This window comes from Pseudomonas sp. NBRC 111140, from assembly GCF_001320885.1.
GTDB classification, from domain to species: Bacteria; Pseudomonadota; Gammaproteobacteria; order Pseudomonadales; family Pseudomonadaceae; genus Aquipseudomonas; species Aquipseudomonas putida_P.
Genome location: NZ_BCBQ01000067.1, coordinates 23,256 through 35,792, shown reverse-complemented (window position 1 = coordinate 35,792; position 12,537 = coordinate 23,256). Strand labels below are relative to the sequence as shown.

Sequence of the window (12,537 nt, the reverse complement as noted above, 5' to 3'; positions counted from 1 at the left end):
CTACTACATTGTCGGCCGCGAACGCAGCCGCGGCCCTTGGCTGACGCGCTGGAACGGTGAATGGATGCTCGACTTGCACCTGTCGGGCGGTATGCCGAGAACAGCCAAGGCACTGATCGACGAAAAAAAACAAGCGCTGAAGAAAATGCAGGAAGACCGAGCGGCGAATGACAAAAAGCTCACCAACACAGAAATATTCCTCGACGGCTATCTGCAACGGGTAAAGCCATATGACGAGGCATACCTGGCATTTCAGCGATCCCTCGATGCCTACCCCGACACAGCCCTCGACGACCTGCCGGAGGAGCTGCAAGCAAGGCGGCGGGCACTGCGCACGCTGCGCAACGAGTCACGTGCGAACTTTGATGTGCTCGCCCTCACCTACGAAAAACAGGCCGAGCTGATAAGGAATCAAGCGCAGCTCTTCGCCAGCATGAGTGACCCCAAATACGCCAGATTCGACCCCAACGCAGTGGCCTCCTTCGCCCGTGGGCAATGGTGGGAACAGTTGCTTACCGCCGACTTGCATCAGTTCCACCGACTGCTCGATATGAATGACTATGCCGCACTTAAAGACCAGTCACGTCGGCTCTTGCAGTTACCCTTCGGCCAGGAGCAGGCACAGCTGTACCTGGACTACAGCAAGAAGGTCGAAGCAGCACTGGCCACCCATAGACGCCTCTTCAACGTCAGCCAACGCCTTGACCACAACCTCAGCGAGGCACTGACAGATGGGCAGATCCAGTTCTCTGGCAAACGCAAGAAGCTCGATGTCATCATCAACAACCGGCGATATTCCACACTGATGGTCCGAGCTCAGATCCTGAGCGACCTGTATCAGTTGGTCGTGAGCAGAGATCAGCTAACTGCGGAGGACTTCGAAAGTGTCCTGCTCTCGCATAAAACCCTGCGTAACAAGCCACTGCACGAAGCGCTGCTTAGCCACGACAGCCTGGCTGCAGCCCAACTGGCCCCAGAAGAACAGAAAGAGCCACTGGAAAGCGCGTTAGGCGAATACAAACTGTCACTGGGCAATGCCGAGTATTTGCTTTCACGCAACATTCCGGCGGTGAACAGCAGCAAACTCAACGAATACATCGCAGAGCTGAATGCACTGATAACCCTGACTGAGCGTGACTTGGCCGCCACTTCTGCCGCGGCCGATCTGCAGGAAACAGCGCTCGAACAGCCGCTGACCCACAAAGTGCGATCTGTGAAACGCAAGGTTATCCGCACCAGCCGGGGCAAATCAGTGGTGGTCGAAGAAACCAAGGACGGCGACGAAGCCGTGCAGGTCGACCCGTTGACCGAAAAAACGGTTGCGCGCTATCAGCAACAAGGTGATCACTGGGAAGCGGTGCCGCAAGCTGCGTCAACACCCGACTACACGCGCTTGCGCCGCACCGGCGCCGACCTGCTGGCTCAGAAAGATACCAGGATCGCCCACGCCTCCCGCCACCTGGACGGGCCAAACAGCCTGGCGGACCAGCTTGATTTCTACATTCAGGACATGGCAGACATCGCCGACGCGTTGCGCGCCGGCCCGGACCAAGGGCATGCACTGGCCACCAGGCTGGACCTGGCAGTTACCGAAGTGCGGGCAGAAAAAAAGCGCCTCTTGACCACCGCCTACCTGGGCACTCAGCACCCGGACAGCAAGGCCCTGCATTTCCTCCTGGAGGCAAACGAAATCGAGGTCAAGCTCACCAGGGCCCGCAAAAGGCTCAAGGCCAATGACTTTCTGGATGTCTATGACGTTTATCGCCTGGAACCCAGGCAGAAGCTCTGGGAAGCGCATTTCCACTACACCAGCGCAAATGCCAACCCACGGCGCTTTGCCAAAGGCCATTTGAAGTTCCCGAACACCATGAGCCGCGAGGAGCGTTTGCAACGCGCACAGGCCCCGGCAGAGCGATACGAAATCTACCGGGGTGATCTGCGCCTCGAGCAGGTCGAGGACATCATCCCGTTCCCCGATAGCTGAAGGCCGCAGGCGTCAGGCCAGCGCCTTGTCCAGCGCCCGCTCGATTTCACCCTTGATGGTGGCGCTCATCATCGACAGCATCATGCCCAGCTTCAGTTCCACGCGGATGCTGTCATCAAAGATGTGCACACTGCCATTGGCGCCGCTGCGGGCCACATCGACCCGGTCACCGTTCCAGGTGGCCTTGAGGTCATATTCGCGGCTGAGCTTGTCGACCAGCGCTTCGGCCTTGGCGCGGGCGGCATCGCGGCCGAGGGAGTGTTTGCGTTCGACGCTGATCTGGGTCATGCGGGCATTCCTGAAGATGTAGACATAATTGGCATTATGCCCGCGCCTGCCCACTGGCACACCCCGCCAAGACAAATCCGCCCGTTCGCCCTAGAATGGCGGTAATTTTTTTCGGTGAAGCGATATGAACGACCAGCGCAAAGGCGACCACGCCGAACCCACCACTCATTTTGGCTACCAGGACGTGCCTGAAAGCCAGAAGGCGAAGAAAGTCGCCGAAGTGTTCCACTCGGTAGCCGCCAAGTACGACCTGATGAACGACGTGCTGTCCGGCGGCATGCACCGGCTGTGGAAGCGCTTTACCATCGAGCTGTCGGGTGTGCGCAGCGGCAACCGCGTACTGGACATTGCCGGCGGCACCGGTGACCTGGCGGCCAAGTTCTCGCGCCTGGTAGGCCCGACCGGGCAAGTGGTACTGGCCGACATCAACGATTCGATGCTCAAGGTTGGCCGTGACCGCCTGCTTGACCGTGGTGTGGCCGGCAACATCGAGTTCGTCCAGGCCGACGCCGAAAAGCTGCCGTTCCCGGACAACCACTTCGACTGCGTGACCATCGCCTTCGGCCTGCGCAACGTCACCCACAAAGACGAAGCCATCCGTTCGATGTTGCGCGTGCTCAAGCCCGGTGGCCGCCTGTTGATCCTGGAGTTCTCCAAGCCGACCAACAAGCTGATGTCCAGGGCCTACGACGCTTACTCGTTCGCCTTCATGCCGCTGGCCGGCAAGCTGATCACCAATGACGCCGAGAGCTACCGTTACCTCGCCGAGTCGATCCGCATGCACCCGGACCAGGAAACCCTCAAGAGCATGATGGTCGAGGCCGGCTTCGACCGCGTCACCTACCACAACATGACCAGCGGTATCGTTGCCGTACACCGGGGGATCAAGCCCTGATGCTGCTGGCCGGGCTGCTCGCCAGCGTCGAACATGGCCTGAACCGCGTCCTGCGCATGGACAGCACGGCCCTGCCGCGCCTGGCCGCGCTGGAAGGCAAGGTCATCGAGATCGACTGCCGCCAACCGGCCCTGCAGGTGTTCATCCTGCCCGATGAAGACGGCCTGATGCTCGCCGCCCACTGGGAGGGCGAAGTCGACTGCAGCCTGCGTGCCCCGGCTGGCAGCCTGGCGCAGCTGGCCCTGGCCAGGGACAAGACCGCTGTGCTGCACAGCCCGCAGGTCGAGCTGCATGGCGACAGTGCCGTACTGCTCGACCTGTTCGGCGTGCTGCAGGACCTGGAGCTGGACTGGGAGCACGAGCTGCAACGCTGGCTCGGCCCCGTCGCCACGGCCATGCTGGCCGGCCATATCCGCCTGCGTGCACGCTGGACCCGCCAAGGCCTGGCACGTTTCAGCCAGAACCTGTCCGAGTACCTGGCCGAAGAGTCCCGCACCCTGGTCGGCAAGCGCGAAGCCGAAGCCGCCTTCAGCGAACTCGATGCCCTGAAGCTCGATACAGAACGCCTCGAGGCGCGCCTCAAGCGCCTCTCCCGATCCCTTGATACCAGCGATAACGCATGAAGCTGCTCGCCGTCCGCCGTCTTTTTCGCATCCAGCGTGTGGTGATCCGCTACCGTCTCGATGACCTGTTGTTCGAACAGCCACTGCTGCCTTGGTGGCTGGCCAGCCTGCGCCTGCTGATGCCGTGGCGCTGGCTGCCACGCAAGCCCACCGAACTCAGCCGTGGCGCGCGCCTGCGCCTGGCGCTGCAGGACCTGGGGCCGATCTTCATCAAGTTCGGCCAACTGCTGTCCACCCGCCGCGACCTGCTGCCCACCGACATCGCCGACGAGTTGATGCTGCTGCAGGACCGTGTGCCACCGTTCGACCCGCAAAAAGCCGTGGCGTTGATCGAGGACCAGCTCGGTGCGAAAGTCGGCGAGGTGTTCAGCCGCTTTGACGTCGAGCCACTGGCCTCGGCCTCGGTGGCCCAGGTACATGCCGCCCGCCTGAAAACCGGTGAAGAGGTGGTGGTCAAGGTGGTACGCCCGGGCCTGAAGCCGGTCATCGCCCAGGACTTGGCCTGGCTGTTCCTGATCGCCAAGGCCGCCGAGCGAGCCTCGGCCGATGCCCGTCGCCTGCACCCGGTGGAAATCGTCGGCGACTACGAAAAGACCATCTACGACGAACTCGACCTGCTGCGCGAGGCGGCCAACGCCAGCCAGCTGCGACGCAACTTCGAAGGCTCCGAGCTGATGTACGTGCCCCAGGTGTACTGGGACCTGTGCCGCCCCAAGGTGCTGGTAATGGAGCGCATCTACGGCGTACCGGTAACCGACATGGCCACCCTGGCCGACCAGCGCACCGACATGAAGCTGCTGGCCGAGCGTGGCGTGGAGGTGTTCTTCACCCAGGTGTTCCGCGACAGCTTCTTCCACGCCGACATGCACCCCGGCAACATCTTCGTCAGCACGGTCAAACCGTGGAGCCCGCAGTACATCGCCATCGACTGCGGCATTGTCGGCAGCCTGACCGCCGAGGACCAGGACTACCTGGCGCGCAACCTGATTGCCTTCTTCAAGCGTGATTACCGCCGCGTTGCCCAGTTGCACATCGACTCGGGCTGGGTGCCGGCACACACCAAGGTCAACGAGTTCGAAGCGGCGATCCGCACCGTGTGCGAGCCGATCTTCGAAAAACCGTTAAAGGATATTTCCTTCGGCCAGGTGCTGATGCGCCTGTTCCAGACCGCACGGCGCTTCAACATGGAAGTACAACCGCAGCTGGTACTGCTGCAGAAGACCCTGCTCAACATCGAAGGGCTGGGCCGCCAGCTGTACCCTGACCTGGACCTGTGGAGCACCGCCAAACCGTTCCTTGAACGCTGGATGCGCGATCGCTACAGCCCAAAGGCCGTGTTCGGCAACATTCATGGACAGGTCGAGCAGTTGCCGCACCTGGCCAACATGGCCCGCGACCTGCTCGAACGCCTGTCGCAGCCGCACCTGAACGACCCGCAACTGCCGGAGCGTCGCCGCCAGGGTGACCGCTGGGCACTGCGCCTGCTGGGTGCCGGCCTGCTCGGCGGTGGTGCGGTATTGGCCGCAGGCGCCGCCGAGGCCGCGAGCCTGGCCGCCCCTGCTGCCTGGCCGGCCTGGCTGATGCTGGCCGCCGGCCTTTACCTGATCGTGCGCCAATAGCCAGCCGCGCCCGTGGCTGGCACACTAGCGCAAAGGGCCCGGTACAGGAGCGGGCCCGCTTTGGAGTCGACGATGAAAGACTGGCTGGACGAGATCAAGTGGAACAGCGATGGCCTGGTACCGGCGATCGCCCAGGACCACAAGACCGGACGCGTGCTGATGATGGCTTGGATGAACCGTGAATCGCTGGCCCTGACCGCCACCGAGCAACGCGCCATCTACTGGTCGCGTTCGCGCGGCAAGCTGTGGCGCAAAGGCGAGGAATCCGGGCACGTGCAAAAGCTGCATGAGCTGCGCCTGGACTGCGACGCCGACGTGATCATCCTGATGGTCGAGCAACTGGGCCATATCGCCTGCCATACCGGCCGTGAAAGCTGCTTCTACCGCGTGTATGAAGACGGCCAGTGGAAAATCGTCGACCCGGTCCTGAAGGACCCGGATGCCATCTACAGCGCAGGACACTGACATGAGCGACACCCTCAACCGCCTGGCCGAAGTGCTTGAAGAACGCAAGCACGCGGCGCCTGACAGCTCCTATGTGGCCAGCCTGTACCACAAGGGCCTGAACAAGATTCTCGAAAAGCTCGGCGAAGAGTCGGTCGAAACGATCATTGCTGCCAAGGATGCCGAGCACAGCAAGGATTACAGCGATGTCATCTACGAAACCGCCGACCTGTGGTTTCATAGCCTGGTGATGCTCAGCGCACTGGGCCAGCATCCACAAGCCGTACTCGATGAGCTGGAGCGCCGTTTCGGGCTTTCCGGGCACGATGAAAAGGCCGCGCGTCAGCCCTCGGCTTGAGCACAAAGCATTCTAGGAGAGCACCATGGGTATTTTTGACTGGAAACACTGGATCGTCCTGTTGGTCGTCGTGGTCCTGGTGTTCGGCACCAAGAAGCTGAAAAACTTCGGCAGCGACCTGGGCGAATCGATCAAGGGCTTCCGCAAGGCCATGAACGAAGAAGAGACCAAGCCAGCCGAGCAAACGCCGCCGCCTGCCCAGCCCGTGCCACCGGTGCAAAACACCGCGCAGCCGCAGCAAGGCCACACCATCGATGGCCAGGCCCAACCGGTCCAAGAGCCGCAGCGGAAAGACTGACCCATGTTCGGCATCAGTTTCAGCGAGCTGCTGCTCGTAGGCCTGGTCGCCCTGCTGGTGCTCGGCCCCGAGCGCTTGCCGGGTGCCGCACGCACGGCAGGGCTGTGGATCGGCCGGCTCAAGCGCAGCTTCAACAGCATCAAGATGGAAGTGGAGCGCGAGATCGGCGCTGACGACATCCGCCGGCAGCTGCACAACGAGCACATCCTGCAGATGGAAGAGGAAGCCAAGCGCATCCTCAACCCGCTGACGCCACCCGCGCAGCCGCCGGTAACCACGGCCAGCGTGCAGCCGCCTGCCGGGCTCGAAGCCAGGCCGGTCGAAGCACCTGCCGCCCCGGTCGCACCTTCTGAACCGCCTCAACCGCCGCGAGCCCCATGAGCGAGAATCCGGAACACGACCAGCCTATGCCGCTGGTTTCGCACCTGACCGAACTGCGCACCCGCCTGCTGCGCTGCGTTGCCGTCATTTTCCTGATCTTTGCCGGGCTGTTCTCCTTCGCCCAGCAGATCTACACCCTGGTCTCGGCGCCTCTGCGCGACCATTTGCCGGCCAACGCGACGATGATCGCCACCGACGTGGCCTCGCCGTTCCTCACGCCGTTCAAGCTGACCATGATCGTGTCGCTGTTCCTGGCCATCCCGTTCATTCTCCAGCAGATCTGGGGCTTTATCGCGCCAGGGCTGTACCGCCATGAAAAACGCATTGCCATTCCACTGCTGGTGTCGAGCATTCTGTTGTTCTACGCCGGTATGGCCTTTGCCTATTTCCTGGTGTTCCCGCTGATGTTCAAGTTCTTTGCCGCCGCCACCCCGGCAGGCGTGGCAATGATGACCGACATCGCCAACTACCTCGACTTCGTGATGACGCTGTTCTTCGCCTTTGGCGTTGCCTTCGAAATCCCGGTGGCGGTGGTGCTGCTGGTGTGGATCGGCGTGGTCGACGTGAAGTACCTGAAGAAGATCCGCCCCTACGTGATCATCGGCTGTTTCGTGGTCGGCATGGTCCTCACCCCGCCGGACATCTTCTCCCAGACTTTGCTGGCCGTGCCCATGTGGCTGCTGTTCGAGGTCGGTGTGCTGTGCGGCAGCCTGATCCGCAAGCGTAGTGCCCACGACGAAGAAGCCAACGACCACAACGACCAGCCACCTGCGACCCAACCGTGAACCTGTTGCTTCTTGAAGAGGCCGACTTCGTCTCGGCCGACCGCGTCGTTCTCGCCGACCGACGCTTCATCCACATGCAGGAAATCCATCGCGTGGCGGTGGGTGACAACCTGCGCGTGGGCCGCATCAACGGCCTGATGGGCAAAGCCACGGTGCTGCGCCTGGAAAAGCACGAAGCCGAACTTGAAGTAGCCTTCGACCAGCCACCACCGGCCAAGCTGCCATTAACCCTCATATTGGCGGTGCCGCGACCCAAAATGCTGCGGCGGCTGTTCCAGACCGTGGCCACCCTCGGCGTATCACGGCTGATCCTGGTAAACAGCTACAAGGTCGAGAAAAGCTTCTGGCAAACGCCTTTCCTGCAGCCCGAGAGCATTCGCGAAAACCTGATCCTCGGCCTGGAACAGGCGCGGGACACGGTGCTGCCCGAGGTGATCATCGAGAAACGTTTCAAGCCTTTCGTCGAAGATCGGCTACCCGCCATCGCCACTGGCACCCTGGGCCTGGTCGGCCACCCCGGCCCCTACCCCGCCTGCCCGCGTGCCGTGGAGCAAGCCGTAACCCTGGCCATTGGCCCCGAGGGCGGCTGGATCCCCTACGAAATCGAGCTGCTGGGCAAGGCTGGGCTGGCACCGGTGCAATTGGGTGATCGCATCCTACGGGTAGAGACCGCCGTCACCGCGCTGCTTTCGCGTATTTTCTGACGTAAACGCCCCTTTTTCACCCATCAAGTTTCCCTCCCCGGGGCCGATGGCCTTGGCAACACAACAACTATTTGTGCTGCCAAGCCGCCGGGGAGTCGTACATGTATCAATGGTTAGCCCAATCGCTGGGCAATGTGAGCGTCAATCGCAAATTGGGGCTGGGCTTCGGCCTGGTGCTGCTGTTGACCTTGGCCATTACCCTGGCCGGCTGGCACGGCATGGACAGCATCATCGACCGTGGCGACAAGCTGGGTAACATCTCGGTCATCCAGCAGTACACCCAGGAACTGCGCATTGCCCGCCAGCATTACGAGCGCCGCAGTGATGATGCGTCGGTGGCCGAGCTGGAAAAAGCCCTGGCCAACCTCGACCGCCAGGTGCAGCTGATGCTCGGGCAGATCGAACACCCCGCCGACCGCCAGCGCCTGGAGCAGCAGCGTGAGGCTGTGCGCATCTACCAGCAGGCATTCAACGAGCTGAAGCAGGCCGGCCAGCGCCGCGAGGCCAGCCGTAGTGTGCTTGGCGACAGCGCCGACAAGGCCGCAGAGCTGATCGGCCGCGTGCAGCGGGGCCTGCTGCAAGGTGGCGATATCAACCAGTACCAGCACGCTGTGGAGGTGAGCGCCCTGCTCCAGCAAGCCCGCTTCCAGGTGCGTGGCTACACCTACAGCGGCAATGCCGAGTTCCAGCAAACGGCGCTGAAGGCCATCGACCAGGCCCTGGCCGAGCTGCGCGCATTGCCGGCCAAAGTGTCGGCCGAACATGCCGCCGGCCTCGACGATGCTGCCACTGCCATGGGCGGCTACCGCGATGCGGTCACCCAGTTCGGCAATGCCCAGGCCGCCAGCGAGCAGGCCCTGCAGCACATGGCCGAGCAAGGTACGCTGCTGCTGCAGACCAGCCAGGCGATGACCACATCGCAGACCGAGGTACGTGACGCAGGCGCAGCCCAGGCCAAGACCCTGCTCGCCGTGGCCACGGTGCTGGCCCTAGCCCTCGGCCTGCTGGCCGCCTGGGCCATTACCCGGCAGATCATCATCCCCCTGCGCCAAACCTTGCGCGCCGCCGAGCGCGTGGCCAGTGGCGACCTGACCCAGAACCTGCAAGTGCAACGTCGCGACGAACTGGGCCAGTTGCAGGCCAGCATGCAGCGCATGACCCAAGGCTTGCGGGAACTGATCGGCGGCATTGGCGACGGCGTCACGCAGATCGCCAGCGCTGCCGAGCAACTGTCGGCCGTCACCGAGCAGACCAGCGCCGGGGTCAACAACCAGAAGGTCGAAACCGACCAAGTGGCGACTGCCATGAACCAGATGACGGCCACCGTGCACGAAGTAGCGCGCAATGCCGAACAGGCCTCGGAAGCCGCCTTGATGGCCGACCAGCAGGCCCGTGAAGGCGACCGGGTGGTGGGCGAAGCGGTGGCGCAGATCGAGCGCCTGGCGGGCGAAGTGATCAACTCCAGCGAAGCGATGAACCAGCTCAAGGCCGAAAGCGACAAAATCGGCAGCGTGCTCGACGTGATCAAGTCGGTGGCCCAGCAAACCAACCTGCTGGCCCTCAACGCGGCGATCGAAGCCGCCCGCGCCGGTGAGGCCGGGCGTGGCTTTGCCGTGGTGGCCGACGAAGTGCGCAGCCTGGCCCAACGCACCCAGCAGTCGACTGAAGAGATCGAAGAGCTGATTGCCGGCCTGCAAAGCGGCACCCAACGGGTGGCCAGCGTGATGGACAACAGCCGCCAACTGACCGACAGCAGCGTCGAGCTGACCCGCCGCGCCGGCAGCTCGCTGGAAACCATCACCCGTACCGTGTCGTCGATTCAGGCGATGAACCAGCAGATTGCCACGGCGGCAGAGGAACAGACAGCCGTGGCCGAGGAGATCAACCGCAGCGTGATGAATGTGCGGGATATTTCTGACCAGACCTCGGCGGCCAGCGAAGAGACGGCCAGCTCCAGCGTTGAGCTGGCGCGGCTGGGGACCCACCTGCAGGGGTTGGTGGGGCGGTTCAAGCTCTGAGCTGAGAGGTGGTTCGCCTGTACAGGCGAACCATCCTACATGCAGCAGTGAAATTTCCTACCTGATTATCAGGTCAAGTCCTACAACTCCGCTGCCGATTGGCAGGGATGTGATGCCGGCAATACGCCTGCATGCATTTTCCCAATCGCTCGGAGATTCCCCATGCTCGGCTACCTCAACCGCAAGCTCGGCAACATCAGTGTCGCTGCCAAGCTGGCCCTCGGCTTCGCCGTGGTCCTGCTACTCACCCTGGCCACCACACTCAGTGGCTGGCGCGCCCTGGATGGCGCGATCGTGCGCTCGCAGCAGCTCGGCGAAATAAACCTGATCAACGACCTGGGCAAAGACCTGCGCGCAGAACGCATCACCTACCGCGTGCTCAGCGACGACACCAGCAAGACGCGCATGACCGGCATCTACGACCAGCTCGAAAACCTCCTGACCACGTTGCAGCATCGCAGCAGCATCGATGAATCACGGCAGTTGCTGGCTAAAGACCTGGCACTGTTGCAGCGCATGCGCAGCGACTTCAGCGAACTGCAGCAATACGTCGCCAAGCGTACTGGCTTGCGTAAGGCCATGCAGATACAGGAGCAGAAACTCAACGAGGCGATCGACGAACTGCAAACCCAGGCTTTACTGAAGATGCCTGCAGACAGCCAGCAAAACGGTGTACTGGGGCTGATGGACACCCTCACCCGGCATGTCGACGGGGCCAACCAGCAAAGCCTGGTGCCGGCCTATACCTTCGATCCGGTCGAGGATTTCGCCAAAGTCGGCGACAACGCCCTGGATGCCGCCAACAGTAGCCTCGGGCAACTGCTTGCAGGCCTTGCGCCGCTGGGCTTGCCACGCGCAGTCAGCGAGCAGCCTGGTGTCGAGCTGGCCAAGTACCGCGCCAGCCTTGAGCAGTACCGCCACGCCGCCGTACGTGTCGAGCAGTTGCAGAACAACCTGGACATCATGGGCACCGAGCTGCGGGCGACGAGCCTCGAACTGGGCAAACGCAAGGTCGAACAACGCGACAGTGAGGCCCTGGCCGCCCGCTCGCTGCTGACCAGCGTGGCGCTGATGGCACTGGTGGTAGGGGTATTGGCCGCCTGGCTGATCACCGTGCAGATCACCCAACCGTTGCGCCAGACACTCGCCGTGGCCGCGCGTATCGCCAAGGGTGACCTGAGCCAGGTTGACGCAGTGCACCGCCGCGACGAAATGGGCCAGCTGCAAACCAGCATGCGCCAGATGACCTTGAGCCTGCGCGAACTGATCGGTGGCATCGACCAGGGTGTCGGCCAACTGTCACAGGCCGCCACTCAGTTGGCGGCCAGTAGCGAGGACACCAAGCTGCGCATCAACCAACAGCGCGAAGAGACCGACCAAGTGGCCACCGCCATGAACCAGATGAGCGCCACCGTACAGGAAGTGGCACAGAACGCCGAGCAGGCCTCGCTGGCCGCGAGTAACGCCGACCAGCAGGCACAACTGGGCGACCGAGTGGTGGCAGAGGCCATCGGCCGTATCGAACAACTGGCCGGGCAGATGGACCATTGCCTGGCGGCCATGCAACACCTGGCGGGCGAGAGCCAGCGCATTGGCAGCATCCTCGACGTGATCAAGTCGGTATCCGAACAGACCAACCTGCTGGCCCTGAACGCGGCGATCGAAGCTGCACGGGCGGGAGAAGCCGGGCGTGGCTTTGCCGTGGTGGCCGATGAAGTGCGGGGCCTGGCCCAGCGCACCTCGACGGCGACCGAGGAGATTGGCCAGTTGATCGACAGCCTGCACAACGGTACCGACGAAGTGACCCGCCTGCTGGACAGCAGCAAGAGCCTGACCGAGCAAAGCGTGGAGCTGAGCCGCAAGGCCGGGCAGGCGTTGGGCCAGATAACCGATACGGTGTCGAGCATTCAGGGCATGAACCAGCAAATCGCCACGGCCAGTGAAGAACAGAGCGTGGTGGCCGAGCAGATCAACCGCAGTGTGATCAACGTGCGGGATGTGTCGGATCAGACCAGTGCGGCCAGTGAACAGACGGCGGCTTCGAGCGGGGAGCTGGAGCAGCTGGGGCAGCAGTTGCGGGGGATGGTGGGGCGGTTCAACATCTGAAATTGCTGGGGGGCGCAAAGCGCCCCCCATGCGG

Annotated in this window: 12 protein-coding genes and 3 pseudogenes; 14 read left to right on the top strand and 1 reads right to left on the bottom strand. The window is 62.7% G+C overall.

What is annotated here, in order from left to right; translation table 11 throughout:
• Positions 1–1,984 (top strand): annotated as a pseudogene (locus APH42_RS30195) (hypothetical protein); the annotation flags it as partial.
• 12 nt (positions 1,985–1,996) lie between these two features.
• On the opposite strand, the gene APH42_RS20010 reads toward APH42_RS30195, so the two are convergent.
• Positions 1,997–2,272: a polyhydroxyalkanoic acid system family protein gene (locus APH42_RS20010; protein WP_012274567.1), complete on the bottom strand. Its 276-nt coding sequence runs from the start codon at positions 2,270–2,272 to the stop codon at positions 1,997–1,999.
• Between the two features lie 124 nt (positions 2,273–2,396).
• Here APH42_RS20010 and ubiE point away from each other — a divergent pair, with 124 nt between their 5' ends.
• From ubiE to APH42_RS30860, 13 genes and pseudogenes are all read left to right on the top strand, one after another.
• On the top strand, positions 2,397–3,167 hold the full coding sequence (gene ubiE / locus APH42_RS20005) for a bifunctional demethylmenaquinone methyltransferase/2-methoxy-6-polyprenyl-1,4-benzoquinol methylase UbiE (RefSeq protein WP_012274568.1): 771 nt from the start codon (positions 2,397–2,399) through the stop codon (positions 3,165–3,167).
• Positions 3,167–3,790, top strand: a complete 624-nt coding sequence (locus tag APH42_RS20000; RefSeq protein ID WP_012274569.1) for an SCP2 domain-containing protein — start codon at positions 3,167–3,169, stop codon at positions 3,788–3,790. The genes ubiE and APH42_RS20000 overlap by 1 nt, the downstream gene beginning before the upstream one ends.
• Positions 3,787–5,409 carry a ubiquinone biosynthesis regulatory protein kinase UbiB gene (gene ubiB, locus APH42_RS19995; protein ID WP_060494071.1) on the top strand — a complete coding sequence of 541 codons (1,623 nt, stop codon included), beginning with the start codon at positions 3,787–3,789 and terminating at the stop codon, positions 5,407–5,409. The genes APH42_RS20000 and ubiB overlap by 4 nt, the downstream gene beginning before the upstream one ends.
• Before the next feature lie 72 nt (positions 5,410–5,481).
• Entirely contained in the window at positions 5,482–5,874 is a 393-nt protein-coding gene (gene hisI / locus APH42_RS19990; protein ID WP_012274571.1) for a phosphoribosyl-AMP cyclohydrolase, read from the top strand.
• 1 nt (position 5,875) lies between these two features.
• Positions 5,876–6,211, top strand: a complete 336-nt coding sequence (locus tag APH42_RS19985; RefSeq protein ID WP_012274572.1) for a phosphoribosyl-ATP diphosphatase — start codon at positions 5,876–5,878, stop codon at positions 6,209–6,211.
• Between the two features lie 25 nt (positions 6,212–6,236).
• On the top strand, positions 6,237–6,509 hold the full coding sequence (locus tag APH42_RS19980) for a twin-arginine translocase TatA/TatE family subunit (RefSeq protein WP_012274573.1): 273 nt from the start codon (positions 6,237–6,239) through the stop codon (positions 6,507–6,509).
• A gap of 3 nt (positions 6,510–6,512) precedes the next feature.
• Positions 6,513–6,890: a Sec-independent protein translocase protein TatB gene (gene tatB, locus APH42_RS19975; RefSeq protein ID WP_012274574.1), complete on the top strand. Its 378-nt coding sequence runs from the start codon at positions 6,513–6,515 to the stop codon at positions 6,888–6,890.
• The gene (gene tatC / locus APH42_RS19970; RefSeq protein WP_012274575.1) at positions 6,887–7,675 is read left to right on the top strand and encodes a twin-arginine translocase subunit TatC; all 789 of its coding nucleotides are present in this window, start codon (positions 6,887–6,889) and stop codon (positions 7,673–7,675) included. The genes tatB and tatC overlap by 4 nt, the downstream gene beginning before the upstream one ends.
• The gene (locus APH42_RS19965) at positions 7,672–8,379 is read left to right on the top strand and encodes a 16S rRNA (uracil(1498)-N(3))-methyltransferase (protein WP_012274576.1); all 708 of its coding nucleotides are present in this window, start codon (positions 7,672–7,674) and stop codon (positions 8,377–8,379) included. Before tatC ends, APH42_RS19965 begins: the two co-directional genes overlap by 4 nt.
• A 101-nt stretch (positions 8,380–8,480) precedes the next feature.
• Positions 8,481–9,542: pseudogene (locus APH42_RS30875) on the top strand (methyl-accepting chemotaxis protein); the annotation flags it as partial.
• A complete protein-coding gene (locus tag APH42_RS30870) occupies positions 9,525–10,397 on the top strand; it encodes a methyl-accepting chemotaxis protein (RefSeq protein WP_371039675.1) in 873 nt (290 codons plus the stop codon). The pseudogene APH42_RS30875 and the gene APH42_RS30870, both read left to right, overlap by 18 nt.
• Positions 10,398–10,559: 162 nt before the next feature.
• Positions 10,560–11,648 (top strand): annotated as a pseudogene (locus tag APH42_RS30865) (methyl-accepting chemotaxis protein); the annotation flags it as partial.
• On the top strand, positions 11,631–12,503 hold the full coding sequence (locus tag APH42_RS30860) for a methyl-accepting chemotaxis protein (RefSeq protein ID WP_371039674.1): 873 nt from the start codon (positions 11,631–11,633) through the stop codon (positions 12,501–12,503). The pseudogene APH42_RS30865 and the gene APH42_RS30860, both read left to right, overlap by 18 nt.
• Positions 12,504–12,537: the final 34 nt, after the last annotated feature.

Coding starts and splice junctions, on each gene's coding strand:
- ubiE (WP_012274568.1), top strand. CDS start 2,397: ATGAACGACCAGCGCAAAGGCGACCACGCCGAACCCACCACTCATTTT.
- APH42_RS19985 (WP_012274572.1), top strand. CDS start 5,876: ATGAGCGACACCCTCAACCGCCTGGCCGAAGTGCTTGAAGAACGCAAG.
- APH42_RS20010 (WP_012274567.1), bottom strand. CDS start 2,272: ATGACCCAGATCAGCGTCGAACGCAAACACTCCCTCGGCCGCGATGCC.
- APH42_RS20000 (WP_012274569.1), top strand. CDS start 3,167: ATGCTGCTGGCCGGGCTGCTCGCCAGCGTCGAACATGGCCTGAACCGC.
- ubiB (WP_060494071.1), top strand. CDS start 3,787: ATGAAGCTGCTCGCCGTCCGCCGTCTTTTTCGCATCCAGCGTGTGGTG.
- tatB (WP_012274574.1), top strand. CDS start 6,513: ATGTTCGGCATCAGTTTCAGCGAGCTGCTGCTCGTAGGCCTGGTCGCC.
- APH42_RS30870 (WP_371039675.1), top strand. CDS start 9,525: ATGCAGCGCATGACCCAAGGCTTGCGGGAACTGATCGGCGGCATTGGC.
- APH42_RS30860 (WP_371039674.1), top strand. CDS start 11,631: ATGCGCCAGATGACCTTGAGCCTGCGCGAACTGATCGGTGGCATCGAC.
- hisI (WP_012274571.1), top strand. CDS start 5,482: ATGAAAGACTGGCTGGACGAGATCAAGTGGAACAGCGATGGCCTGGTA.
- APH42_RS19980 (WP_012274573.1), top strand. CDS start 6,237: ATGGGTATTTTTGACTGGAAACACTGGATCGTCCTGTTGGTCGTCGTG.
- tatC (WP_012274575.1), top strand. CDS start 6,887: ATGAGCGAGAATCCGGAACACGACCAGCCTATGCCGCTGGTTTCGCAC.